We start from the raw sequence: 25,683 nt of genomic DNA, 5'->3' as shown, positions 1-25,683 counted from the left end.
TACTTGGCGAATGGACACGAAGATTGGGGGATACTGCGTCATGATCGCGTTAGAAGGGGTCTGCAAAACGTGGGATGGGGGAAAGTCGTTCGCGGTGAGCGACCTTTCGCTACGCATCGAACCCGGCGAGGTTCTCGCGTTGCTGGGCGGTTCCGGCTCCGGCAAAAGCACGACCGTTAAAATGATCAATCGCCTGATCGAACCAACTTCCGGCGTCATTGAGATCGACGGAGAAAACGTCGTCGAGCAAGATCCGGTGCAGCTGCGCCGGCGAATCGGCTACGTCTTTCAAAGCATCGGCCTCTTTCCGCACATGACGATTCTGGAGAATGTCTGCATCTTGCCCAAGATGCTGGGGCACGATTCGCTTGAGTATCGCGAGAAAGGTTCGCGTCTGCTCGAGATGGTCGACTTGCCTGCCTCTCAGTTCGCCCATCGCTATCCGCATCAACTCTCTGGCGGTCAACGCCAACGCGTCGGCTTCGCGCGCGCCTTGGCGGTCGACCCGAAAGTGATGTTGCTGGACGAACCGTTTGGCGCTCTTGATCCGGTGACGCGCGATAGTTTGCAGTCAGAATTTACGCGATTGCAGAAAGAGCTTGGGTTTACCGCGGTGATTGTGACGCATGACATGGCCGAAGCATTACTGCTGGCCGACAAGATCGCCGTGATGCGCGACGGCAAGTTGTTGCGATTGGGGACTCCGCGTGATTTGCTGCTGGACGCCGGCGACGACTATGTCGCTCAGCTGTTGGAAACGCCTCGTCGGCATGGACGATTGATCCACGATTTGGAAACCAACTAGACTCACTCCTCACAAAGCCAGATCGTCATGCCTATTTCTGAGATCCTGGAACAGTTGCATTTCCTGCCGCAACGCTTGGCGGGGCACATCTTTCTCTCCTTCATGGCGCTGCTGATCGGCGGCGCCATCAGCTTGCCGCTCGGCGTCTGGTGTTCGCGTCGCAAGCAGGCCGAACGGATCGCGCTGACGGTGGCCAGCATCATTCAAACGATTCCCAGCTTGGCGTTGCTCGCCGCGATGGTATTCGCGTGGGGAAAGATCGGCTGGTTTCCGGCCCTCGTGGCGCTCGTCCTGTACAGTCTGCTGCCGATGTTGCGAAATACGATCACCGGCATTCAATCGGTCGACGCGGCTTGCTTGGAAGCGGCGCAAGGCTTGGGGATGAACGATCGCCAACGTCTGCGTCTGGTCGAACTGCCGCTGGCGGCGCCGACGATTGTCGCCGGAGTTCGAACCGCCGCGGTTTGGGTCGTCGGCGCCGCGACGATCGCGCAGCCGGTCGGTGCGACCAGCTTGGGCAACTACATCTTCGCCGGCTTGCAAACGCTCAATCCGGTGGCGCTCGGCGTCGGTTGTTTCTTCTCCGCCGCATTGGCGCTCTCGATCGACGCTTTGTTGGGGATGCTCGAAATCGCCGTGCAAACGCGTAGCCGCAAAATGGGGTTGGGAGCGGCGCTGGGGATCGTCGCGATCATTCTCAGTCCGTTTCTGATCTCGCTGTTGCCGCTGGGGCAAACGAACTATACGTCGCACGGCGACCGAGATCTGGCGACGGCTTCTCAGTTTGACGATCGCACCTACATCATCGGCGGGAAGGGCTTTACCGAGCAGCGCATCTTGGCTCTGGTGATCCAGGAGGAGTTGCAGCAAGTTGGGCGCAAAGTGGAACTGAAGGAAGGGATCGGCTCGGCCGTGATCTTTCGCGCGCTCGAGACGGGCCAGATCGACTGCTACGTCGACTATAGCGGCACGCTGTGGGCGAACGTGCTAGGCCGCGAAGAGTTCGTTTCGTCGCCAGAGATGCTGATCGATCTGGCGACCGAACTCAAAGCGGATCATCAGGTTTACTCGCTAGGGACGCTCGGTTTTCGCAACGACTATGTCTTTGTAATGAAACAGGAAAAAGCGGCTGAACTGGGAATCAAAACGCTGGACGATCTCGCCAAGCATGCCGACAAGCTGAACGCCGTGACTGACATCGAATTTTGGGAACGTCCCGAGTGGGCCCGCGTTCGCGATATTTACCAGTTTGACTTCAAAAAGAAGCAATCGATGGACGCTACGTTGATGTATGGCGCGATCGCCAATGACAAAGCGGATGTGGTGGTCGCGTTTCGTACCGACGGGCGAATCGCGGCTGGCGGCTTGGTCGAAATCGCCGATCCGGCGCGCGCGTTGCCGCCGTACGATGCGATTTTATTGGCGTCGAAACGGCTGGTCGAAGATCCGGTCGCCGTCGATCAGCTCCTTAAAATGATCAACTCGATTTCGACCGACGAAATGCGTGACGCCAACCGAGCGGTCGATACCGACGGTTCGCCGGTCTCGGCCGCCGCCAAGCGGATCATGCCGAAGAAATAAGACGGATCACTTCGGCCGAGCCATAGCGAGAGCCAACCAAAATGGTCTCCGCATTAACCTGCGCGCCTTGGACACGCACTCGATCGCCCGGCGCGAAGGTCGCTTCGTACCCAATCAGAAACGAGACGATGTCTATCTTCTCCACCGTTTCATAAATCACCGGAGCGAACATCGACTGCCGGTTGTCGGCGATTGTCAGTTCATGCTCGGTCGCCGTTCCGGCAACCAATGGCGAAGGCTTGGGAAACTCATGCCAATCACGCACGCCGCGCACACTGAATCGCGTCCCGCGAAAGGCGCCTTGGTTTCGTTTGCGACGACAGTAGATTGCGAACTGCTCATCGTCCAGATGCGGCGGACGCTGTATGAACTGCGGCGCAATCGGCTCGATCTCAGGCGCCGCGAACACTCGCTCGGCTTGGTCCAGCCAAGTGCGGCAGCGAGCTTCGCCGTAGATCACCAGATCAATATCGGAATCGGCGCCGCCGCTGCCCCACAGCAGCGAGTCGGTCAGCCCAAAGGCTTCGGACGGCCAGCGCAAGATCGACTGCAACAGGTTCACAAAATCGAGCGACTTTGGAAGAAGTCCGCTGGTTTCTATTTGCTGGAGTTGCGGCAGACGTTCTTCACTGCGATAGACCTGGGCGACTCGATCGTCGGGAACGCGTATCAGCTGGTCCACATAGTGCGGATACTGCTCGCGAAGAAACCGGAGCGCCTGATCATAGCTGTCGAGCCACTTGACGCCGTCAACATACTTCAGCCCGCTGGTTGCTGCGTTTGGTTCGTGATCATATCCGAGGACATTAAAGATGAGTCCGTCGTGCGTGCGAAGGTAGTCTTTGTCGCGAAGTCGCATTGCGTTATTAAATGATTAGGCACGGCATATCTCTTCGTAGCCCGAAACCGAAAATTGTCGTGTGACGAAATACTAGCCCGAAGCGTAAGCGAGGGAAAGCGGCTCGCCACTTCAATCCGTGTTAGGATCGCCAACTCTATTCCCTCGCTGGCGCAGCGGGCTAGTGTTGTGTCAAACCGCTATTTTCGGCTTCCACGAAATCAGCCGCACGGCGTTAGTCGCGGTTTCTGTCACCAAGTGTCTTTCGCAAATGAGTTCTCATCAGAAACCGGTGCTAACGCACTACGGCTAATAAGAACATGGCGCCCGAAAATTGTCGCGTGACGCAACACTAGTGTGACGATTTTCGGTTGATTCTGGCCGTATTAACGTCCTTCATTCGTGTTCGATCGTCATTGAATAGAGACCGCATTTCCCTCGCTTGCGCTTCGGGCTACGAAGAAATAAAAGAGGGACGCGATAGGCGTCCCTCTTTCCTGGTTTAAAAAATCGGCCGACTACAGCGGCTTGATGCGAATGTTCTTCCAGCGAACTTCGTACGGGCCTTGGTCTTTGCCGATGCCGTGCACTTGCAGACCGATAAAGCCGGTCGGGTGCGTCTTGTAGATTTCTTCGTCGGTCAGATCTTCAATCGGCTCGCCGTTGATGAAGGTCTGAATCCGTGGGCCTTTGGCGACCACGCGATAGGTGTTCCACTCGCCATTCTTGAAATGGTCATGCGGCTTCAGGCGATCTTCGGGCGTCAACCAACCGCGACCGGTCGCTTCGCCGTAGACATAGCCAGCTTCGCCGGTGCTCTTTTCAATCTCGACCTGCGGGCCGTTCACGCGACCAAATTTTTGGTCCCCTTTGGCCTCGGCGGTTTGCGAGCGGATCTGCACGCCGCTGTTCAAACCGTCGTCGCACTTCACTTCAAATTCCAGCTCAAAGTCGCCGTAATCTTTGTCGGTGCACAGAAACGAGTTCGGGCTGCCGACTTCGGTCTTGCCGCGGATCACGCCGCCATCTTCGACCACGTAAGTCGCCGTACCGTTCTTTTGCGTCCAGCCGGTAAGGTCCTTGCCGTTAAACGGCTTGATCCAGCCATCTGCGGCCGAGGCAACGCCGGTAACACTTAGCAGCAGCGCGGTCAGCAGCGCCGGGAAGATGATTTTACGCATTCAGTATTCTCCTGATTCACGGGGCGGGGTCATGGATGGGGGAGGGCGGAAGGTCGCATTATGACCCGAAGCGAACCTCCTCGCAACTTGCCGCTAGAACAAGCTCTTCTGGCGTCCGCTCTTGTCTGGACGCCGAAACTGGGTCGTGTCGAGCTGCAAACTAGGGCTATCGAGCCCGTAACGTTTTTTGAAAACGCGAAACGTTTGATCAATCTGCTGCGCGATCGGGCCTTCGCCCCGCATTCGGGCGCCGAACTGGCTGTTGGTCAGTTCTCCGCTGCGAACCGCTCGCAGTCGAGACTCAACCCGCTCTTTCGCTTCGGGAAGATGTTGCGCGAGCCAATGCAGAAAAATTTCCTTCACGGCGTGCGGCAAACGCAAGATCGTATAACCAGCGCCAACCGCGCCGGCTGCGGCGACCGCTTCCAATATCTTGGGGATTTCGCTGTCGTTTAGTCCGGGGATGATCGGCGCCGTCATCACGTGCACCGGAACGCCGGCGGCCGACAACTCGCGAATCGCTCGCAGCCGTGCTGTGGGACTGCTGGTCCGCGGCTCCATCTTGCGGGTGAGCGTTTGATCGAGCGAAGTGACGCTGACGTTCACCTGCACCAGGTTGCGCGTCGCCATGTCGGCCAGGAGATCGAGGTCGCGCGTGACGAGCGCATTTTTGGTGATCACGCCGATTGGCTGGTTCGCTGCGCTCGCAACTTCCAGACAAGCCCGGGTCACGGCAAACTGCCGTTCGATTGGCTGGTAACAATCGGTGACGCCTGACATGACGATCAACTCGCAGCGATAGCTGGGTCGCGCAAGAAACTTGCGAAACAACGGCGCCGCGTCGCGCTTGACCATGATCTTGGTCTCAAAATCGAGGCCAGCGCTAAAGCCCAGAAACTCGTGATAGGGACGCGCGTAACAATACGAACAGCCATGCACGCAGCCGCGATACGGATTCAAGCTGTAGCGGAACGAAAGATCAGGGCTTTTGTTTTCGCTGACGACCGACTGCGATTGATCGTCAAACAACTCGGTCGCCAACTTGCGCGGCGCGTCGTCGTTCTCGGTCGTTTCTAGATGTTCCCAGTCGTCGACGACCGCCAGCCGCTCAAAACGGTTGGTAGGATTAAAGTCCGTGCCTCGTCCGATCACATCCATCGCGGCTTTCTCGTTGGCGGAATATTCGCCATGATACTGAACATGCGTACATTCTTCAAGCCGGTTTTCAGGAAGAATTCGCAACGTCTGGCGTCATCTTTTCCTAGCAGCTTCGCTTGCGGTAGTTTTGAACTAAGTTGAAGGAGCGTCTTCCGTCGCCAAAATATCGAGGTTTTTCCCGTGTATCGTTTGCCGCTGTTGTTGTTAACGACCTGTTTTTGCTCCGCTTTGTTCGGATCGAATCTGCTTGCCAAGCCGGGAGACAAGACGTTGGTCGCCTCCTCGGTTTATCGCTTCGGCGGCAAAGGTTCGAATGCCACCGGCTGGGTGGTGAAACGAGCCGATCCGCAGGAGGCGACGAAATCCGAATATTGGCTCGTCACGGCGACGCATGTTTTGACGGCGATGCATGGCGAGAAAGCGACGTTGACGCTGCGAAAGTTTGACAAGGAAAAAGATCTCTGGGAGCGAGCCCCGTTGGAACTGAAAATCCGCGACGGCGAGAAGAAGCTCTGGTCTGAAGCGGATGATCTCGATGTCGCGGTGATGCGATTGCCCAGCGATATCGATCCGGCCGTCGACGCGATTCCGTTCGATTGGTTATCGCCTGCAAGTGATTGGGAGAAACTGCCGATCGAAGCTGGCCAGTTGGTTCGTTGCGTTGGCTTTCCACATGCATCGCAGTTCAACCCGAGCAAAGCAGGTTATCCGATGGTGCGGCTTGGCTGCATTGCATCGGTGACGCGCGAGAAGGAGCCGATGTTTTTGGTCGACTTCAATACGTTTGAAGGAGACAGCGGCGGCCTCGTCTATTTGGAAACCGCCGACGGCGCAATCAAAGTGATCGGGCTCACGCGAGCCCAACACTTTTTGGATGAACGTTACAAGTTGGTCTACGGCGAAGGAATGGTGCGACAGCGACTGGGGCTATCGATCGTCGTTCCTGCCGAGGATATCCGCAAGCTGATCGAAACGCCTGCGGCCAAAGAGGCGCCGACCCAGCAAGAAGCCCAAGTCGAAGAGACGACCAAAGCCGCTGCTCTTAAAAAGTGAGTCGCGTTGTTCGTTGTTCCTTGGTTGGCCGCGATAGCTCCGCTATCGGGGCCAACCCTGTTCTATGGCGCCGCATCCAAAGGCGCGCCAACGTAACGTCTAATAGGCGAACTTGACGCCGGCCATTCCGCTGACGCCGACATCGGCGACAAAGATGCCGCCGGCAAGCGACTGGCCAGCAAGTTGCTCGGACGATAGTCCTTGTCTTGCGCAGGTGATGTAAAGCCGATCCAGGTTCGGACCGCCAAAGCAGCAGGACGTGACGTTCTGACACGGCAGGTCAACTTTGGCCAACATCTGACCGGTGTTGGGGTTCCAACGGCTGACGCCCCAGCCGCTCCAGAGCGCCACCCACAGCATCCCTTCGCTGTCGATCGTCATCCCGTCCGGCTTGCCCAGATCATGTGGAATGTCGAACGCTTTCCGGCGATTGCTGATCGCGCCCGACGTGACGTCGTAGTCGAAGGCGTCGATCTTGCGCGTCGCCGTATCGATGTAGTAAAACGTCTTTTCATCCGACGACCAGGCGAGCCCGTTGGAGTTGGTCACTTTTTCGACAACGCGACGAATCTGCAGCGTTTCGTCCAGCAGGTAGAGACTCGCCTCTTCGATTCGCTGGTCCGAGATTGTCCCGCCAAACAAGCGTCCCCGCGGATCGCATTTGCCGTCATTAAAGCGCGTGGTCGAAATATCGCTTTCGGGATCGACCAGCGGAATGATCGCGCCGCTTTCCACATTCAACCGGACGATGCCGTTTCGCGTACCTGCGATCACGTCGCCAGAGGTGGTGGGAATCGCGAAGCCAACTTGGCGCCCCAGAGACCACGATTCATTTTTTCCGGTAACCGGATCCCAACGGTTGACCAGATATCGCTCGATATCGACCCACCACAATTTGCCCAGATCGGCGTCCCAGACGGGGCCTTCGGCTAAAATCGCCTTGCCGTCAAACGCACAATTCGCCTTTATCGTTTGCATTGGGTCTTCTCCTTCCGGCGGCTCGCCCCTTGGGGAGTCGTCGATATTCGCTTATTCTGGCAGTTTCTTCCCGGGTCGCACACGAAATTCTAGGTGTGAATAGTCGCGCGTGCTAGACGTTGCTGCTGGCGACCAGGTTCACTGTTTCCTTCTCTCGATAATCAAAGCAAAACGCATGTCTGCTTATCAGCGTGAAGTTCAGATCGCTCTCGAGGCGGTGACGTCGGCAGCGGTTCTTTGTCAGAACGTGCGCCAGGGGGACGATTTTGTCGCGCTGGCCAAATCGGATCGTAGCCCGGTGACGGTCGCCGATTTCGGCAGTCAGGCAATCGTCTGTCGAGCGATTCGCGCGGCGTTTTCGCATGATCTGATTATTGCCGAAGAAAACGCCGATGCGCTCCGAACAACAGATCAGGCGCCGCTGCTTGCACGCGTCGTGGCCGAACTTAAAAAGATCGTGCCGACGACTGACGAAGCGCAAGCGTTGGCTTGGATTGACGCCGGCGTATCGCGTGACGCCGCGCCGCGCGTGTGGACGCTTGATCCGATCGACGGCACGAAAGGTTTTTTGCGCGGCGGGCAATACGCTGTGGCGCTGGCGCTGATTATTGAAGGTCAGGTCGAAGTCGCCGCGCTGGCATGCCCGGCGCTGGACGACGAGGGAAGCGTCTTTTGGGCGGTTCGCGGCGTGGGCGCTTTCCAGCGCACCGCCGCAGGCGACAAAGCGATCGAAGTGACGCCCACTTCCAATTCGGCCAAAGCGGCCTTGTGCGAGTCGGTGGAGTCGGGCCACAGCGATCACGATCAGTCGGCCAAAATCGCCGCCGCGCTGCAGATCGCGCGGCCCAGCGTCCGGATGGATAGCCAGGCCAAATACGCCGCCGTCGCTCGCGGCGACGCCGATATCTATCTGCGATTGCCGACCATCGCCGGCTATCAGGAAAAAATCTGGGATCACGCCGCCGGCGCGCTGGTGATCGCCGAAGCCGGCGGCAAAGTCACCGACATCGACGGCCAACCGCTCGACTTCTCGCTCGGTTCGACACTCAAGAACAATCGCGGCGTCGTCGCAACCAACGGGCGATTGCACGATGCGGTGATCGCGGCGATCGCGAAGGCGTAAGCTGGGGATTTCGAATGTCGCACGAAGCGCCCTTTTTGACTTCCGGCCTCATTCAATCTCGCATCGGTCTTTAGTAATGCATCCGAAAGGTTGGACAGGACTGGATTGCTTTGTTTTTCCGCTCGAAAGGTTGGACAGGACTGGATCGCTTTGTTTTTCCGCTCGAAAGGTTGGACAGGACTGGATCGCTTTGTTTTTCCGCTCGAAAGGTTGGACAGGACTGGATCGCTTTGTTTTTCCGCTCGAAAGGTTGGACAGGACCGGATCGCTTTGTTTTTCCGTCCGAAAGGTTGGACAGGACTGGATCGCTTTGTTTTTCTCGATAGGACTCTGTCGACTACTAGGCGTCTGGGCATCGGTTTTTGAGTTTCGCGCAGCAGGGAAATCCGCCCACATCCTGGTAGATGTGCGAGTTGAATAAAGAAAGAAGCGGCCCAATCTAGTGTTCTGTCACGCGACAATTTTCAGGCGCCATGATTTTATTAGCCGTAGTGCGTTAGCACCGGTTTCTGATGAGAACTCATTTGCGAAAGACAATTGGTGACAGAAACCGCGGCTAACGCCGTGCGGCTGATTTCGTGGAAGCCGAAAATAGCGGCTTGACAGAACACTAGGGAAATTTGCTGGCCGCCGCACGAGACCTGGAAGTGCAAGTAAATCGTATGAAAAGTCTTAGACTTTGTCAATGTTGACTATGGATCTGGAGAATCGGCATGATCGTCCAGTTTTTTGGTCACTTTCTCGCCTTGGATGCCGGCGTAGAAGACGATGATCTCGGCGTCGACTTTCCCGTCGTTCGCTCCCCAGTGCGGCTTGTTGACCAGTTCGATCAGCGAGTCGCCGGCTTTCAGTCGCTTTGACAAGCCGTTCTCCGTATGCACGACCAACTCGCCGCGTAGGAGGACGCCTGCATTGATGACGGTGTGCAAGTGCAGCGGAGTTTTCTCTCCGGCCGGAATGACGATTCGCAAGATCGTGATCTCTGGTTGACCGGCCGGGTAAGTCGGCAACGGCTTGCCATCCCAAGCGTCGGTCGACTTGGCGAGAACCGTCACCTTCAGCGGCCCACCATCTTCATGGGCCCACGCAATGCCCAGTCCGGCGACGATAACCAGCCCAAGAGAAAACAAGACGTATCGCGAGAACCGAATCATGGGAAACCTTTCCAGAGAGATCGCCGTTGGCGGAGGGGGGCTGAATTGTTTCGCTAGCTTTGTAGCAGCAGAGCTACCGCGCTGCGGGCAAGTGTAGCATTTCTTCGCGGCGAAATACGTTGGAATTTGATCCGGGTGATGGAAGCTTTGCAGGACGGCGAAACGCGTCAATGCGACCGGGATTCCAACGGAAGTCGATCCGGGGTGCGACGAAGCAGGAAACGGACCATCGGCTGAGGCACGCGGACTCCTTGCCAATCCCAGGATTTCAGCCACTCGTCAAAACATTTTTGAAATGCAACTGGCTTCAGCAACGCGAGCAGACGATCGATCGTATCGTGCGAAGGTACGCCGCCTGGCAGTTCCAATCGCTTCTTCAGCCAATCGGCATGCGCTCGGCTCAGATGGCGATCGACTGCGGCCCATCTGCTCCGGCGATCACCGCCAGCACGCAGATGACAAGCATGTCGCCTGGCAACTGCTTGCGATTGAGATGGCAACGCGGATCATCAAGTTCCGCAAAGTAGTCGAGAATTGAAACGACGTCGTCTTGGTTCAGCTTGCCGGCCATCCGCTCTTCCTGCGATGCGTGACGCGAAATCAGAAATCAGAAAAGCGTTATCATCGCAAAACCGAGACCGCCGCGCTGCACTAGATCACCCAAAGTGCGCGCTGGCCGTCGGGCGCCAGGCAGAGCTGGAAATGCCAGAAGGCATGCCAAAGCCATATCCAGTGGTTCTGGAGTTTCTCCCAACAGGCGAGCCTTGAGCAGATGCGAACATCGTGCTCTATGCGGTAGACGCCGATTCCAATCGCTGGGCCAGCGGCGGCGGAACTGATGCGCAGGGAAAAGCCTTGATTCGTACGCATGGCGAATTCCTCGATTGGCTCGCAGGCAGATGCAAGCGAATTCCGTCAAACAACATCGCCGCTTGCGGCAGGATGCCCCTGGCGAACCGGGAATTGTCGGACGCCGCCCCTCTGATCAAACACGCTCGCAATCGCACAGACACAGGCTGAAAAGGGGCACGGCACGCCGGCAAGCAGCGAATTCCGTTCTTCATCGGACAGCACTTTGTGCCCCCTTCTGGTTAGAGAAGAAACGCTCAATCGGATGCTAATTGCGTTGACGCGGACTGCGAAGTCGATAAGATATAAAAAACTTTCTTATCTTATCTTATCTGTTTTACGGGGAATCGCATGTCTATTAACTCGCCAAGGAAAATGTTGCGCCGCGGGTTCACTTTGGTGGAACTTTTGGTAGTAATCGCAATTATAGGCGTATTAATCGCCCTTCTTTTGCCGGCAGTTCAACAGGCCCGCGAGGCCGCGCGGCGGATGCACTGCACCAACAACCTCAAGCAGATCGGTCTAGGCCTGCATAATTTTCACGACGTGAATGGTCGCTTCCCGCCGGGAAGTCTTTCCAACAACGGTACGCGTTGGGGAAGCCCCGAATGGCCTTATTTTTTGCATTTCACCCTCCCCTATCTGGAGCAGGGCGCCTATCACGAACGGCTCAACAACTACACCAATGCAATGGCTTGGGGCATCGCCGCCGATCATGCTCAATGGCAGTTTTTGCATAACTTGCCGCTCGAAGCGTTTCAATGTCCTAGCGCCGCCGAAACCGGTCCGAAGGAAATCACCGGCGGACTGCGCCTTGCGAACTCGAATTATCTTGGCATCTTCTCCGGCTCCAACGACGGCGAATCGTTTGCGGACGCTGACGCATTGCGCCGCGGCTTGTTTGGGATGACCACCGAAAAGAAAGCTCGTCGCATGGCCGATGTGACCGATGGGCTAAGCAACACGATGATCGTCGCCGAGTACATCTCCGGCACTCCCAATGATGTTCGCGGCTGTTTCATTACGGCTCGAGCCGGCTGTCAATTTTTGCAAGCTCGCAATACCCCAAATTCGTCGATTGCGGACGAGCTTTACGACTATGACTCGGGGCGCTTTTGCCCGGCAAATGATCCCTTTTGCGTGGGCGTGGCCAACAACGATTCCAACCATGCCTCGTCACGAAGCCGTCACCCGGTCGGCGTGAACTTCCTGCGTGGAGACGGTAGCGTCAGTTTCGCTTCGGACAGCACTGCTTTAAGCGTCTGGCAGAGCGCCGCTTGGATTAGCGATGGCACGGTCTCGTCAGGGCCGTAACCTCATCGAACTTTGTCAATCGCTACGCGGGAAGTATCCACCTTTTGAAATTGCCTTCCGAGGAATTCCATCGTGACGCACATCCAAACCGCCCTCTGCGACTTTACCCGCTCTAGTCGCTGGGGACTTGGCCTCTTTTTAGGAGGCGCCGTACTGACCTTCGGTCTGGGCTGCGGACCAAACTACGATGGTCCGCAGCGGGCCTCGGTTGTGGGGAGCGTAACGCTGGATGGAAAAGCGATTTCTCGGGGCGCGATCGAATTCATACCTTCCGCCGACACTCTAGGCCCGACAGCCGGCGCGCGGATCGTTGATGGAAAATATGAACTAGACGAAGCGAAAGGCCCGGTGCTTGGCAAATATCAAGTGCGGATCTTCTCTCCTGGTCCCACGGGACGCAAAGTGTCAGCGGGATCGCAAGGTCCCATGGGAGCGTTGGTGGACGAGATCGGCGAAACGGTGCCGTCCCAGTACAACGCAAAAAGTACTCTGGAACGTGAGATCGTTGCTGGGAAGAACCAGCTTGACTTTGATCTGACGGCGTCTGGATCCTAGAACTGACTTCTGCCGATGGGGCTTGTCTCCTGCCTTCAAGAAATGATCCTCCATGATTTGGTCCCTTGTTCGAAGACCCTTCGCGACTTCTCGATTTGGCTGTTTCGCATTGGCCATATGCCTGTCGCTGTTCAGCGCTTCCAGCATCCTGGCGAACGAAGATAAAGTAGATTTCGAATCGCAAATTCGCCCGTTGTTGAAGGCCCGTTGCGTCGAGTGCCATTGTGCGAAATCGCAGCATAACGGGCTGCGTTTAGACGCCAAAAAATTCGCCTTGGATGGGGGCGATGGCGGACCGATCATCGTCCCCGGGCATAGTGACGAGAGCGAATTGATCCGCCGAGTGACCAGCGAGGATGAATTTGAAGTCATGCCGCCCAAAGGGGCGAAGCTGACCGATAGCGAGATTGCACTTTTGCGAACGTGGATCGAACAAGGGGCCGTCTGGCCTGAAACGGAAGAAGATCTGTCAGCGCTGAAAGACGAGCGGCTGGACCATTGGGCCTGGCAGTCGGTAGCGCCGACAGAACCTCCGGATACCAAAAATCCCGAATGGGCGAAAAACCCGATCGACGCATTTGTTCTGCAACAGCTTGCAGCGAGCGACCTTCGGCCTGCTGCCGAAGCGGATCGCCGTACGTTGATTCGCCGACTTAAATTTGATCTGCTCGGGCTGCCGCCAACCTTTCAGGAAGTGGAGGCGTTTGTCGCCGATCCTGACCCCCGCGCTTATGAAAAACTGGTTGACCGTTACCTGGCATCGCCCCACTTTGGCGAACGTTGGGCGCGGCACTGGTTGGATATCGCCCACTATGCCGATACGCATGGTTTCGAGCGAGATATGATTCGCAAGAATGCCTGGCCCTATCGCGATTACGTCATTCGAGCGTTCAACGACGATAAGCCGTACGATCAATTCCTGGAAGAACAAATTGCCGGAGACGTTTATCATCCCGAAGACCCCGAGTCGATTCAAGCGACGGGCTTCCTGGCTGCCGGACCATGGGATTACGTCGGTCAGGTTGAAACGCAAAGCGAGGTCCTCCGCCGCGCTGCCCAAGCGGACGGGCTCGACGATTTGTCGACACAGGTCATCACAGCGACGTGCGGCATGACGATAAATTGCGCGCGATGTCATGACCATAAGATCGATCCGATTTCGCAGCGAGAATACTACGCGCTCTGGGCCGTTTTCGCCGGAATCAAACAAGGGGAACGCCCTATTAGCGCCAGCGAAGTTCAGCGACGCCAAGATCAAGAGCGAGCCCTGGACGCAAAAATCAAAGAGACGCTGGCGAAATTGGACCAACTCGAGGAAAAAGGGAGCGACTTGGCCGATATCGTCGGCGGCGGCGACGGGCATGGCGGCGGCGCGCCCGATCATGGCGTCGATCCGTTGAACGGCAATCCTTTGTCTGGCAAGTTGGGATTTCGCGAAGGGGTTCAAGTGAATCACTTTGCTCTGTCGGAGCACCCATTCATCGATGGAGTGGTTATCCCCAACGCCAGCAACGAAGGCACTCCAGTCTCGTCGACGGGGATCCGCGTGAATGAAGTTCCATTAACTTCCGGAGACGTTTGGGACGGTATTCGCAATGGTCCGGTGAACTACCAGCATACGTTGAAGCTGGGAGGGATCGACTTTGCGGACAAAGGCCAAACGCTGCTCTCTCTGCATGCGAACGCTGCAATCACCTTTGACCTGGACGCAATTCGCGCAGCAGGGGCGCCCAAAGCGCTGACGTTTACGTCGCAAGTCGGATACTTTGGTAAAACGCCCACTCAGGGCGCCCAATTCGCCGTTTATGTCGATGGTCGCCTGCAAACGAATCGCCACGCGGCCATTGGAGCCGAAGATGGACTTGTGCCGATCCAAGTCGCGTTGCCGGAGGAAGCTCGGTTCTTAACGCTGATGGCGACGGACGGCGGCAACGGCATCGGCCACGATCAAATCGGTTTCGGAAATCCGCGTCTATTAAACGCAGAGCGAGAGTCGAGTTCGGCGGAGACGATCGAGACCATCGCTCAATTGAAAAAACAATTGGACAGTTTCCAGGCCGAACTGAAGTCTCTTGCGGATCCGCAACAGATTTATTCGATCGTTTCGCAACCGCCCACTCCGGTCCACGTGCTGCGCCGGGGCAATCCTGAAGATCCGCAAGAGCACGTAGATCCAGGCACGTTAAGTTGCTTGGGGCTGCCTGCGGCTCTCGGCGACCAGACGACGCCCGAAGGGAATCGCCGCATGGCGCTGGCGGAGTGGATCGTCGATCCCCACAATCCTTTGACGCGGCGCGTCATGGTCAACCGCTTATGGCATCACCACTTTGGAACAGGGTTGGTCGACACGCCAAGCGACTTTGGCTTGGCGGGGGGGAAACCGAGCCATCCCGAACTTCTTGATTGGCTCGCCGATCAACTGTTGGTCAACGATTGGAAGCTAAAGCCGCTGCATCGGCTCATCTGCACCAGTGCAACCTATCGCCAAGCGTCGAGTAGGAATCCCAACGCCGAAGAAAAGGATGCTGACAACCGTTTGTTGTCTCGCATGAATCCTCGCAAGCTTGACGCCGAGTCGGTCCGCGACGCCGTGTTGGCGGTCAGCGGCAAGTTGAACCACAAAATGTATGGGCCCGGCTTTCGCGACTTCGACTATCAGGAAGCGTATGCTCCTGTCTACGACTACATCACGCCAGACCGCGCCGAGTTGCAGCGGCGCAGCATTTATCGCTTTGTCGTGCGAACGACTCCTCATCCTTATCTGATGACGCTTGACTGTCCCGATCCGGCGAATCTAACGCCGGCTCGTAACGCGACGACCACGGTTTTGCAATCGCTAACGCTGCTGAACAATGACTTCATGCTGCAGCAGGCGGATCATCTCGCCGAGCAAGTGCGGCAAGAAGCGGGCGACTCGACGGCTGCTCAAGCAGACGCGGCCTTTCGCTTGACGCTTGCCCGCAGGCCGAGTCCCACCGAGGTCGAAGCAAGCGCCGAGTTGATCGAAGGCTATGGATTGCCGCAACTTTGCCGGATGCTTTTGAATACGAATGAGTTTATCTACGTGGACTAGCCCCTATGCAATCGCTTTTGAATTCTCTCCGCTCGCCGGTGTCGCGCCGCCGCTTTCTCGCCGAATTTGGCGGCGGCCTCGGTAGCGTCGCCTTCGCCGCCATGCTAGCCGAAGAAGGGGCGTCGGCGCAAGAACCTTCGGCTGCAGAAATGGCGCCTCGGCCATTGGCGGCGAAAATAGCGCATCATCCGCCCCAAGCGAAGCGGGTGATTCAGATCTTTTGCCCCGGCGGGATTAGTCACGTTGATACATGGGATTACCGCCCCGAATTGGAGCGCCGCGCCGGTCAGCCGTTTGACCCGAACGGCGAGCTGACATTCTTCGCTTCGAAACCAGGCAATTGCCAGCCCAGCTTTTGGAAGTTTCGACAACATGGAGAGTCGGGCAAATGGATGAGCGATTTATTTCCGCGTCTTTCCAAGTGCGTCGACGACATCGCCTTTATCCACTCGATGCAAAGTAAATCAGCATTGCATGGCCCGGCGATGTTCATGATGAACTCCGGGTTCATCCGCCCTGGCTTTCCGTCGATGGGGGCCTGGGTGACGTACGGCCTGGGAAGCGAAAGTGAGAATATGCCGGCGTTCGTCGTGCTGCCTGACACGCGCGGCTTGCCGCCTGGCGGAGTGCTCAATTGGGGCGCCGGATTTTTGCCGGCGGTTCACCAAGGGACCGTCATTCAAACAACTGCGGGCGAACCGCCGATCGCAGATCTTTTTCCCGCTGACGGACACGCCGTATCGACGGAGTCAGAAAACGCAGGGCGAGCGTTTCTGCAACAGCTCAACCGCAAGCACGCGGCGGATCGTCCCGGTGACTCGATTTTGGAAGCGCGAATCGCTTCGTACGAGTTGGCGGCTCGACTGCAGTTGGCCGCGCCGGAAGTGACCGATCTATCCCGAGAGAGCGAAGCGACGCACCATCTGTACGCGACCGAACACGAGGAGATTGGTCCCTTCGGGAGGCAATGCTTGCTTGCTCGACGCATGGTGGAACGAGGAGTGCGATTCGTGCAAATCTTCTGCGGCGCCGAGAATACTGCAGCCGAGAAGATTCGGCCCAACTGGGATAGCCACGAAGACTTGCCTCGCGACCACGGTTATTGGGGGCAGGTCTTGGACCGCGGGGCCAGCGCCCTTTTGACCGATCTGAAACAGCGGGGGATGCTAGAGTCGACGCTGGTCATTTGCACGACGGAGTTCGGCAGGCAACCCGCCGCTCAAGGCGGCAAAGGCCGCGATCATAACCCAGGAGCGTTCACCGCATGGATGGCCGGCGGCGGAATTCGCGGCGGCGTCAGCTTCGGATCAAGCGACGAATTAGGGTTCAAGGCTGAAGAGAACCCGACCTACTGCTATGACCTGCACGCGACGGCGCTGCACCTGCTAGGGCTGAATCACGAGCAACTCACGTATTACCACAATGGAATCCAACGCCGTATTACCGATGTTCATGGTCACGTCCTAACGCCGCTGATCAGCTAGATCCTTGCTGCGAAAGGATGGTGGGCATTGATTGCATGTCGGGTGCTTTCGAACCAAGTGAACGCTAGCCCGCCAGCGCGCATTTTGAGGTTGCGCTATTTCCCTGGTTGGCCCCGATAGCTCCGCTATCGGGGCGGCGCAGCCGTAAGAGGCATTGGTTCCCCGTAAGCAGTTCAGGGGCTTTTCGCTATTTCCAACGGTATGGCAACCACCGAAGTAAGTCCGACCGCGGCTCGATGCCTCTTACCGACTTCGTCGGCCCCGATAGCGGAGCTATCGCGGCCAACCAGAATCCGTTCGGGCAAAGATCGCAACCTCAAACAGCGCGAGCGAGGGGAATACGGCTCGCCACGTCGTCGTCAGTACTCTGGCAGGTCGACTTCGATTTGATCGTCGATGATTTTTACCACGAAGGTTCGCAGGTCATGCCGCGGCATGTTTTGGTCGAGATAGCGGCCATCGCAAATGCGGAAGCGCCAATGGTGGATCGGGCAGGTGACGGCGCCGTCGCAGACTTCGCCGCGGGTCAGCAGAGCGCCGGCATGCGAGCAGCGCGCGTCGAGCGCGTAGACTTGGCCGTCGATTTCAAACAGGCCGACCCAGAGTTCGCCGACGACTCGAAAGAGAACTCCTTCTGCGAGGAGTTCGTCAAGACGAGCGAGTGGCCGGAACATGGGATTTGCTAGGTGGTGCTAGCCGCGGATTGCGAAAGTTGCGCGTGGGCTTCACGCAGCAAGTCGGCAGTTTCGTCCCAACCGATGCAGGCGTCGGTGATCGAAACGCCGTAGGTGAGCGACGAAGGCTCGGCGCCTAATTTTTGGTTGCCGGGACTGATGTTGCTTTCGAGCATCATGCCGATGATCGAGCGATTTCCTTCAGTGCGCTGAGTCAGCACGTCACGCCAGACATTTTTTTGCTGCGTGTGATCTTTGTTGGAATTGGCGTGGCTGCAGTCGACCAGCAAGTTGGAGTGCAGCTTCGATTTTTCCAATTGGGCGATCGCATCACGAATATCTTCGCGAGCATAGTTGGGGCCCGAGCGACCGCCGCGGAGGATCAAGTGACCCCAGGGGTTGCCGTTGGAATGAACGACGCAAGTCGCGCCTTCGGCGTCGATCCCCAGAAAGCTGTGCGGGCTGCCGGCTGAGGTCATCGCGTCGAGCGCGATTTGCAGTGAACCATCGGTTCCATTTTTGTAGCCGACCGGCATCGAAAGGCCGCTCGCCATTTGGCGATGGGTCGGCGATTCGGTCGTGCGTGCGCCAATCGAGGCCAGCGAGATTAGATCGGCGATATATTGCGGCGTGATCGGCTCCAGCGCTTCGGTCGCCGCCGGCAGACCGAGCTCGGTGATATCGACCAGCAGCTGACGCGCGATGCGAAATCCAGAACCGATGTCGAACGTGTCGTTCAGGTGAGGATCGTTGATCAGCCCCTTCCAACCGACAGTGGTGCGCGGTTTCTCGAAGTAGACCCGCATGACGATAAACAGGCGATCGTTGACCTCGTCGGCCACTTCTTTTAGACGACGCGCGTAGTCGAGCGCCGTCGCCGGATCATGGATCGAACAAGGGCCGACCACCGCCAGCATGCGATCATCTTCGCCCGAGAGAATGCGCTTGATATGCTCGCGCGATTCAAAGACGAAATCTTGCGACTCCTCGGCGACAGAGATATCTTGCTTGATTTCTCGCGGCGAAACGAGCTTTTCAATGCTACGGACGTTGACGTTGTCAGTCTGGTGCATGGCGAGTGGACTATTTTTCACGGCGCGCTAGGTTCGTCACGATGGGAATCGAAGGGGCAAACGTTTATTTTCGCACGGATCGCGTCGAACCTCTAGCCCGTCGGCAATTTTCGGCCAAAAAAGAGCCGCGCCAGAGTAGGTCCAGAAGTGGGCCGAGCGCCGATTTTTGCGATTCTAAGGATCTTGCCCCCGCGCGATCTCGAAATCTCGCGTCGCTCGATAGCCGCTCACCCGCCGAGCCGCGACGTTGACGTCATCAATTTCGAGATTCGCCGGGTCAAACGGTAACCCGCTACGTCGTACGAATGCCGTCACCGGAAGCGAAAGTTCCTTCCCCTGGGGAAGGGAATGTTTGTAGTAGTGGTAGAATGCGCCGTTTAAGGTGACGTTTAGATTGGACCAATCGCTGTCGTCTTGATTGAGGATGACGACCTGGGGAGGATCGACGTCGCGGATGATTTTCACGTCAACCGCCAGGGGTGCGCTCGAAGTTGCGGGCAGCGTCACGTATAACAGGCCGACAACCAAAATGGGGAGCGACGCCAACGAGGCGAGCGTAATGATCAAGCCGCGACGGCTAAGACGTGGTAAATCAGGTCTCGATTGAGCAACTTCGTTTGTCATTTTTTCACTATTTCGCCGTAGTCAGCGTATGTCACCAAGCATTGCTCCCCCGCTTTCCTCCGCTTCTGCCGGCGATCGGATGTCGATCAACGCGGCTTGGCTGATTAAGTTGCGGTGGGTCGCCGTTTTTGGGCAATTGATCACCATTCTGGTGGTCGGCTCGTTGCTCCACATTCCGATCCGCTGGGTCGTCTTGTTCGCCGCGGTCGCCGTTACGGCGGGCAGCAACATCTTGCTGACCCTCTTTTATCGGCGGTTGCGCAAAGCGATGGATAGCGGACGCGGGTGGGAAAATGTCTTGCTGGGAGTCATGCTGCTTGATTTGTTTTCGCTGACGGCGCTGTTGTATTTTACCGGCGGCATGACCAACCCGTTCTGCATTTTCTATATGGTGAATCTTACTCTGGCGGCGATTGTTCTCCCAGGTCGCAGCGTCTGGTGGCTGGCGGCGATTACCGCAGTTTCAATTGCGTTCTTATTCTACGACCATGTTGACGTGCCGCTGCTGACGCAGCCTGAGCGGATGCAAACGCTGCGTGAGTTGCGTCAAATTCCGCTGGCGCAAACCGGCATGTATGTGGCGTTTTTGACTTGTATTTTCGTGATTGTCTACTTCACGACACGTTTGACCGACGAAGTCCGCCGCCGCGACGCCGAGCTGCGCCGCGCCGAATTGCAGCGTGCGAGCAGTGAGAAGTTGGAAGCGCTGGGGACCTTGGCCGCCGGCGCGGCTCACGAGCTTTCGACGCCGCTAGCGACCATCGCTGTCGTTGCGAAAGAGGTGCAGCGAGAATTGGCCGGTACGCCGGTCTCCGAAGAATTGAAAGCCGATATCGCGCTGATCCGAACCGAGCTCGATCGGTGTCGGCATATTTTGGATCAAATGTCGGCTGACGCTGGTCAGGCGACCGGCGAACCGCTGGTCGAAGTTACGTCGAGCCAGTTGGCCGAGGAAATTCGAAGTCTGTTGGATGCTCGGTTGGTTGATCGGCTCCGAATCACCGATCGCTCTGACGACGCCGCGGTTCGCGCTCCGCGCCATCTGTTGGCGCAATCGCTGCGGGGACTGATCAAAAATGCGTTTGACGCCTCGCCGGAGGGAAGTGAAGTCGTCGTCTTGTTGGAGCGAACGGCAAAACACCTGGTGATGACGATTCAAGACGAAGGGCCGGGGATGTTGCCGGAGATCTTGTCCCGAATTGGCGAACCATTTTTTACGACCAAAGATCCCGGTTCAGGAACCGGGCTCGGCATTTTTCTAGCGAAAAACGTGATCGAACGGATCGATGGGGCGCTGCGAATCGAATCGAATTCGCACGAAGGGACGACCGTCGTCGTGCAACTCATCCGCAAGCGAGAGCCCTGGGAAACGACGCCAGCCCCTTGAAACGAAGCGAATTGACCGAGATTGAATAGCATATTCGCCGTGATCGTTTTATATTGCAAGCTGGTTTTACTTTCGTAGCAGGACGAACATGACTCGACCCACGTTATTGCTTGTCGACGATGACGATACCCTGCGGAACCGGCTGACGCGGGCTTTTTCGGCCCGTGGTTACGACGTTTACGCGGCGGCGAACTACGAAGAAGCGATCAGCCAGGCGATCGAGGCGAAGCCGGAACGAGCCGTGCTGGATCTGAAAATGCCTGGCCGCTCTGGCTTAGATCTGCTGCGCGATCTGCGAGAAGTCTCCCCCACGACCAAGGCAGTCCTGCTAACCGGTTATGGGAGTATTTCCAATGCGGTGGAAGCGATACGGTTAGGCGCAGTCAATTATGTGACAAAACCGGCCGACGCCGATGAGATCTTGGCCGCGTTTGATGAGAAGGCGGCGGAGGATCTGGCCGCCTCTCCAATTGAGTATCAACCACAATCCCTGGCCGAAGCGGAATGGGGGCATATCCATCGGGTCTTGGATGATTGTGGTGGAAATCTTTCCGAAGCGGCTCGCTTGCTGGGTATCCCGCGGCGCACTCTCCAGCGCAAATTGAAGAAATTGGCGCCCTGATTTTTCTTCAAAAGCAGCGGGCTGGTTGGTCACCCCTCAAAGTAGTGCGACTCTTTGACGCGTTACAGGTGGCTGTTTGTTTTCGGTAACATCCAAATCTTTAACGCGGTCAACAGACCGCCGAAGAGCGAAGCCAAACGGCGTTCAGTGGCTTTTTTTTAGCCAGTACGCTATTTCGGCCTTGGCGCTGAGAAGTCTCGTCGGTGAGACTTTCTATCGTCGTGCTCGGTAAAGACCAGCCGTCCCCTAGGACGAATTGCAGTCATGGACCGCTTCCTATTTCCACGTTGGGTAAACCGTTTTGTGCCGCTAGCCGGCGCCGGTTTCGTTGCGTTCGCAATCTATAGCGGCGTAGTTTTCGTCTTTGCGACGGCGCCCGAAACGATCAGCGTCGGGCACGCTCCGATCCAGCCGGTGCCGTTCAGCCATCGGCTGCATGCCGGTCGATTGAAGATGGATTGCCGCTATTGCCACAACACGGTGGACGAAGCGGCTCAAGCCGCGGTGCCGCCGACCGCGACCTGCGGCAACTGCCACAGCCCGGCTGGCGCCGATGGAACCGCCAAGTACGCCGCGGTTTTGGTCAACAGTCCGAATCTAGAGCCGGTGCACAGCAGCATCGCGACCGGCGAATCAGTCGATTGGCAGCGCGTGCATGACCTGCCTGACTTCGTCTACTTCGATCACAGCGCTCATGTGACCCGCGGCGTTTCCTGCGTTAGCTGTCACGGCCGGGTCGACACGATGGATGTCGTCACCCAAGTCGAGCCGCTTTCGATGGCCTTCTGTCTTGATTGTCACCGCAGTCCTGACGCTCATATCCGTCCGCTGGATGAAGTGACAAATTTGGCCTGGCAAGCGCCCGGTTCCGAAACGGACCCGCACGCCGCCGCACTGTTGGGTGCTGAAATCCGCAAAGAAAACGATATTCAACCTTCCACGAACTGTTCGACGTGTCATCGATGAAGTCCGACTCGCAAAAAAACTATTGGCGCAGCCTCGACGAGCTCGAAAATACGCCCGAGTTCGAGCAGTTTCTGCACCGTGAATTTCCGGTCGCCGCCTCGGAATTTCCTGAGGGGGTCTCGCGCCGTCGCTGGATGCAGTTGATGGGAGCGTCCCTGTCGCTGGGCGCCGGCGTCGTCGGTTGTGATTTTCCGAAAGCGTTGCGTTTTCCGGAAGAGACGATCGCGCCGTTCGCGGTTCGCCCCGAAAATCGGGTCCCCGGCAAGACCGAGAAGTTCGCCAGCACGCTGGAGATCGCCGGCTCGGTTCGTCCGGTGGTCGTCACCAGCTATGACGGTCGCCCGATCAAAGTGGATGGCAACGCCGAGCATCCCGAAGGGCAGGGCTCGGATCAATACATTCAGGCGACCGTCCTGGAAGTTTACGATCCCGATCGGCTCCGCGGTTTGACCGAATTCAAAGGCGAAGAACATTTCGATCGTTCCTGGGACGAGTTCGAAATCTCGTGGAAGAACATCGCCGAAGAACTGGGCGCCGGCGGCAAATTGGCCGTGCTGACGCAAGGCTCGGCTTCTCCCAGCTATCAAGACTCGCTCAAGAAACTTCGCCAGCGTTTTCCGCAAGCGAAGGTTTATCAATACGACTCGATCACGCGAGAGAGCGAAGCGGCCGGCGTGCAAGCGGCGTTTGGCCAGAGCGTCACGCCCAAGTATCATCTCGACAAAGCGGATGTGATCGTCGTCATCGACGAAGACTTCTTCGGCATGCATCCAACCGGACAGCGCAACTCGAAGGAGTTTGCGGTTCGTCGCGCTCCGGAAGAAGGCGAGATGAATCGCCTGTACGTTGTCGAGAGTCAGTTCACCACCGCCGGTTTGGCCGCCGATCATCGCATCGCCGTTCCGGCCACGCGGATTGCCAGCTTTGTCGCCGACCTTGAAGCTCGCATGGCCGGCGGCGAAGTCGCCGAGCCGGCCGAAGACGCCGATCGTCACGAGAAGTTCATCATCGCGCTGGTCGACGACCTGAAGAAACATCCAGGCAAAGCGGTCATCGCCGTCGGCCCGCGTCAGCCGGCCGAAGTTCAGGCCGCCGTCTGGAAATTGAATCAGCAGATTGGCGCGATCGGAGAGACGGTCGAGCTGATTGACGCCGCATTGCCGATCTCGGGCGAAGTCGGCACGCTGGAAGAATTGACCACGCAATTGAACGGCGGTTCGCTCGATACGGTCATCGTCATCAGCGGCAATCCCGGCTACGACGCTCCGGCGAACATTCCGTTTTCCGCCGCGTTCAAAAAGGCCAAACGCCGGCTCTTCTTCGGCTATTACAACAACGAGACTTCGGCCGACGCCAATTGGGTTTTGCCTGAAGCGCACGGGCTTGAGTCGTGGGGCGATTACGTCGCCGCCGATGGAAGTTACTGTTTGGCGCAGCCGTTGATCGAAACGATTTTCAACGGACTCTCGAAGGCCGAGTTCGTCGCACTGTTGGCTGGTTCGGAAGAAAAGGACGGACGAACGATCGTTCGCCGCGTCGCCAAAGATCGCGTCGGGTACGCGACCGAATCGGTTTGGAAGAAAATGGTGCATGATGGTTTTGCAGGCGGAGTCGCCGGCAAGACGCAAAGCGTTCAGCTGGCCGATAACATCGCCGCGCTGACCGCCGCTAAGGATGCCTGGAAGCAGCGTCCTGCAAAAGACGAAGTCGAGCTGGTGTTGACGCCGGGAACGTCGACCTACGATGGCCGCTTCGCCAATAACTGTTGGTTGCAGGAACTGCCTGACACGCTGACCAAGTTGACCTGGGACAACGCGCTGCTGGTCAATCCGACCACGGCGGAAGCGTTGGGCTTGAAGCAAGGGATCTTGGCGACGATCACCTCGGGTGGGGAGTCGATTGACGCGCCGGTTTACCTGATGCCGGGCCTGGCCTTGGGAACGATCTCGTTGGCTTTGGGTTACGGTCGCACGCACGCTGGCAAAGTGGGCGGCGAAGTCGCAATCGGCATCGATCCGGTGGGGGTAGATGCTGGTAAATTGCGACGGTCCGATGCGATGAGCGTCGTCACCGGCGTCCAGGTCAAATCGACCGGCAAATCGTACTTGCTGGCGACGACGCAAGACCATCATTCGATCGACAAGATCGGCCTGGCCGAAATTGCTCGCCGAATTCCGACGCTGGTTCGCGAAGGTACGGTCGAAGAGTTCGAGCATCATCCGGACTTCGCTCAGCATGTCGTTCATCATCCGCCGCTCGAGTCGCTGTGGACCGAAGCGTCGTACGATGGGCACGCTTGGGGGATGTCGATCGACCTGTCGAAGTGTTTGGGCTGCAACGCTTGCGTTGTCGCTTGTCAGGCCGAGAACAACGTGCCGATCGTCGGCAAAGAGCAGGTCTCGAAGGGACGCGAGATGCACTGGCTGCGGATCGATCGCTACTTTGCTGGCGATCCGGAAGATCCCGTCGCCGTGACGCAACCGGTGACTTGTCACCACTGCGAGAACGCTCCGTGCGAGCAGGTTTGTCCGGTCGCGGCCACGCTGCACAGCGACGAAGGCTTGAACGACATGATCTACAACCGCTGTATCGGTACGCGGTACTGCGGCAACAACTGTCCGTACAAAGTGCGTCGCTTTAACTTTCTCGACTATCGCGCCAGCGACTATCGTTTTGAAGAATCGAATCGCCAGTTGGCCGAGTTGGTCTTCAATCCGGAAGTCACCGTCCGTAATCGCGGCGTGATGGAAAAATGCACCTACTGCGTGCAGCGAATCCAGAACACCAAGATCGACGCTCGCCGCGATCGCCGCGCGATCGGCGCCAACGAAATCAAAACGGCTTGCCAAGAAGCTTGTTCGACCAGCGCCATTCAGTTTGGCGATTTGAACAATCCCGAAAACAACGCCGCCAAGAATCATAAGAATCCGCGCGCTTACGCGATGCTCGCCGAGTTGAATATCAAGCCGCGGACCAAGTACCTGGCTCGAATTCGCAACCCTCATCCTTGGTTGGCCGATCCGTTTGTCGAGCTGGAGCACATTCCGGGTCACGAAGGGCATGTCGAGACTGATGGCGAACATGCTCACGACCATGAGCATGCCGACCACGAAGAGCATGCTCCCGCCAAGACAGAATCCAAAGCTCCCCAATAGCTAAACCCTTTTGTAGCTAAAACCCTGTAGTCCACG

General features: G+C 57.4%; 21 protein-coding genes and 1 pseudogene. 12 read left to right on the top strand and 10 right to left on the bottom strand.

Going from position 1 to position 25,683, the window contains the following annotated elements; all coding sequences use genetic code 11:
* Positions 1–10: 10 nt before the first annotated feature.
* Both M4951_RS16060 and M4951_RS16055 read left to right on the top strand, forming a co-directional pair.
* Positions 11–805 (top strand): ABC transporter ATP-binding protein, encoded by a 795-nt coding sequence (locus M4951_RS16060; RefSeq protein ID WP_262022665.1) that lies wholly within the window; start codon positions 11–13, stop codon positions 803–805.
* A 27-nt stretch (positions 806–832) separates the two neighbouring features.
* Complete coding sequence (locus M4951_RS16055) at positions 833–2,386, top strand: ABC transporter permease/substrate-binding protein (protein ID WP_262022664.1); 1,554 nt, start codon at positions 833–835, stop codon at positions 2,384–2,386.
* On the opposite strand, the gene M4951_RS16050 is transcribed toward M4951_RS16055, so the two are convergent.
* From M4951_RS16050 to M4951_RS16040, 3 genes are all read right to left on the bottom strand, one after another.
* Positions 2,370–3,245 (bottom strand): hypothetical protein, encoded by an 876-nt coding sequence (locus tag M4951_RS16050; RefSeq protein ID WP_262022663.1) that lies wholly within the window; start codon positions 3,243–3,245, stop codon positions 2,370–2,372. The two genes, M4951_RS16055 and M4951_RS16050, sit on opposite strands and share 17 nt — an antisense overlap.
* Positions 3,246–3,742: 497 nt before the next feature.
* Positions 3,743–4,405, bottom strand: a complete 663-nt coding sequence (locus tag M4951_RS16045; RefSeq protein WP_262022662.1) for a DUF1080 domain-containing protein — start codon at positions 4,403–4,405, stop codon at positions 3,743–3,745.
* A gap of 93 nt (positions 4,406–4,498) precedes the next feature.
* Positions 4,499–5,647 (bottom strand): PA0069 family radical SAM protein, encoded by a 1,149-nt coding sequence (locus tag M4951_RS16040; RefSeq protein WP_262022661.1) that lies wholly within the window; start codon positions 5,645–5,647, stop codon positions 4,499–4,501.
* A gap of 96 nt (positions 5,648–5,743) precedes the next feature.
* On the opposite strand from M4951_RS16040, the gene M4951_RS16035 reads away from it, so the two are divergent.
* Entirely contained in the window at positions 5,744–6,616 is an 873-nt protein-coding gene (locus M4951_RS16035) for a serine protease (RefSeq protein WP_262022660.1), read from the top strand.
* A 99-nt stretch (positions 6,617–6,715) separates the two neighbouring features.
* Here M4951_RS16035 and M4951_RS16030 read toward each other — a convergent pair whose 3' ends face one another.
* Positions 6,716–7,594 carry an SMP-30/gluconolactonase/LRE family protein gene (locus M4951_RS16030; RefSeq protein ID WP_262022659.1) on the bottom strand — a complete coding sequence of 293 codons (879 nt, stop codon included), beginning with the start codon at positions 7,592–7,594 and terminating at the stop codon, positions 6,716–6,718.
* A 175-nt stretch (positions 7,595–7,769) separates the two neighbouring features.
* Here M4951_RS16030 and M4951_RS16025 point away from each other — a divergent pair, with 175 nt between their 5' ends.
* Complete coding sequence (locus tag M4951_RS16025; protein ID WP_262022658.1) at positions 7,770–8,717, top strand: 3'(2'),5'-bisphosphate nucleotidase; 948 nt, start codon at positions 7,770–7,772, stop codon at positions 8,715–8,717.
* A gap of 692 nt (positions 8,718–9,409) precedes the next feature.
* On the opposite strand, the gene M4951_RS16020 is transcribed toward M4951_RS16025, so the two are convergent.
* From M4951_RS16020 to M4951_RS16010, 3 genes and pseudogenes are all read right to left on the bottom strand, one after another.
* Complete coding sequence (locus tag M4951_RS16020; protein WP_262022657.1) at positions 9,410–9,871, bottom strand: cupin domain-containing protein; 462 nt, start codon at positions 9,869–9,871, stop codon at positions 9,410–9,412.
* 269 nt (positions 9,872–10,140) lie between these two features.
* Positions 10,141–10,442: pseudogene (locus M4951_RS16015) on the bottom strand (transposase family protein); the annotation flags it as partial.
* An 80-nt stretch (positions 10,443–10,522) separates the two neighbouring features.
* The gene (locus M4951_RS16010) at positions 10,523–10,741 is read right to left on the bottom strand and encodes a hypothetical protein (protein ID WP_262022656.1); all 219 of its coding nucleotides are present in this window, start codon (positions 10,739–10,741) and stop codon (positions 10,523–10,525) included.
* Positions 10,742–11,071: 330 nt separating this feature from the next.
* Here M4951_RS16010 and M4951_RS16005 point away from each other — a divergent pair, with 330 nt between their 5' ends.
* The 4 genes from M4951_RS16005 (at position 11,072) to M4951_RS15990 (ending at position 17,146) form a co-directional block, all read left to right on the top strand.
* On the top strand, positions 11,072–12,034 hold the full coding sequence (locus tag M4951_RS16005) for a DUF1559 domain-containing protein (protein ID WP_315985733.1): 963 nt from the start codon (positions 11,072–11,074) through the stop codon (positions 12,032–12,034).
* Positions 12,035–12,106: 72 nt separating this feature from the next.
* A complete protein-coding gene (locus tag M4951_RS16000; RefSeq protein ID WP_262022655.1) occupies positions 12,107–12,589 on the top strand; it encodes a hypothetical protein in 483 nt (160 codons plus the stop codon).
* 109 nt (positions 12,590–12,698) lie between these two features.
* The gene (locus tag M4951_RS15995) at positions 12,699–15,662 is read left to right on the top strand and encodes a DUF1553 domain-containing protein (protein ID WP_262022654.1); all 2,964 of its coding nucleotides are present in this window, start codon (positions 12,699–12,701) and stop codon (positions 15,660–15,662) included.
* Positions 15,663–15,667: 5 nt separating this feature from the next.
* Complete coding sequence (locus tag M4951_RS15990) at positions 15,668–17,146, top strand: DUF1501 domain-containing protein (RefSeq protein ID WP_262022653.1); 1,479 nt, start codon at positions 15,668–15,670, stop codon at positions 17,144–17,146.
* 359 nt (positions 17,147–17,505) lie between these two features.
* On the opposite strand, the gene M4951_RS15985 is transcribed toward M4951_RS15990, so the two are convergent.
* From M4951_RS15985 to M4951_RS15975, 3 genes are all read right to left on the bottom strand, one after another.
* Positions 17,506–17,820 carry a Rieske (2Fe-2S) protein gene (locus M4951_RS15985; protein ID WP_262022652.1) on the bottom strand — a complete coding sequence of 105 codons (315 nt, stop codon included), beginning with the start codon at positions 17,818–17,820 and terminating at the stop codon, positions 17,506–17,508.
* Positions 17,821–17,828: 8 nt separating this feature from the next.
* Positions 17,829–18,893, bottom strand: coding sequence for a 3-deoxy-7-phosphoheptulonate synthase (locus M4951_RS15980; protein ID WP_262022651.1), 1,065 nt, complete (start codon positions 18,891–18,893; stop codon positions 17,829–17,831).
* Positions 18,894–19,067: 174 nt separating this feature from the next.
* Complete coding sequence (locus M4951_RS15975; protein ID WP_262022650.1) at positions 19,068–19,517, bottom strand: hypothetical protein; 450 nt, start codon at positions 19,515–19,517, stop codon at positions 19,068–19,070.
* 28 nt (positions 19,518–19,545) lie between these two features.
* Here M4951_RS15975 and M4951_RS15970 point away from each other — a divergent pair, with 28 nt between their 5' ends.
* The 4 genes from M4951_RS15970 (at position 19,546) to M4951_RS15955 (ending at position 25,647) form a co-directional block, all read left to right on the top strand.
* A complete protein-coding gene (locus M4951_RS15970; protein ID WP_262022649.1) occupies positions 19,546–20,904 on the top strand; it encodes an ATP-binding protein in 1,359 nt (452 codons plus the stop codon).
* Positions 20,905–20,992: 88 nt separating this feature from the next.
* Positions 20,993–21,526 (top strand): response regulator transcription factor, encoded by a 534-nt coding sequence (locus M4951_RS15965; protein ID WP_262022648.1) that lies wholly within the window; start codon positions 20,993–20,995, stop codon positions 21,524–21,526.
* A 264-nt stretch (positions 21,527–21,790) separates the two neighbouring features.
* Positions 21,791–22,492, top strand: a complete 702-nt coding sequence (locus M4951_RS15960; RefSeq protein WP_262022647.1) for a cytochrome c family protein — start codon at positions 21,791–21,793, stop codon at positions 22,490–22,492.
* A complete protein-coding gene (locus tag M4951_RS15955; RefSeq protein WP_262022646.1) occupies positions 22,489–25,647 on the top strand; it encodes a TAT-variant-translocated molybdopterin oxidoreductase in 3,159 nt (1,052 codons plus the stop codon). The genes M4951_RS15960 and M4951_RS15955 overlap by 4 nt, the downstream gene beginning before the upstream one ends.
* Positions 25,648–25,683: the final 36 nt, after the last annotated feature.

The organism is Blastopirellula sp. J2-11 (genome assembly GCF_024584705.1).
Classification (GTDB): Bacteria; Planctomycetota; Planctomycetia; order Pirellulales; family Pirellulaceae; genus Blastopirellula.
This window is presented reverse-complemented; position numbering and strand designations above follow the sequence as displayed.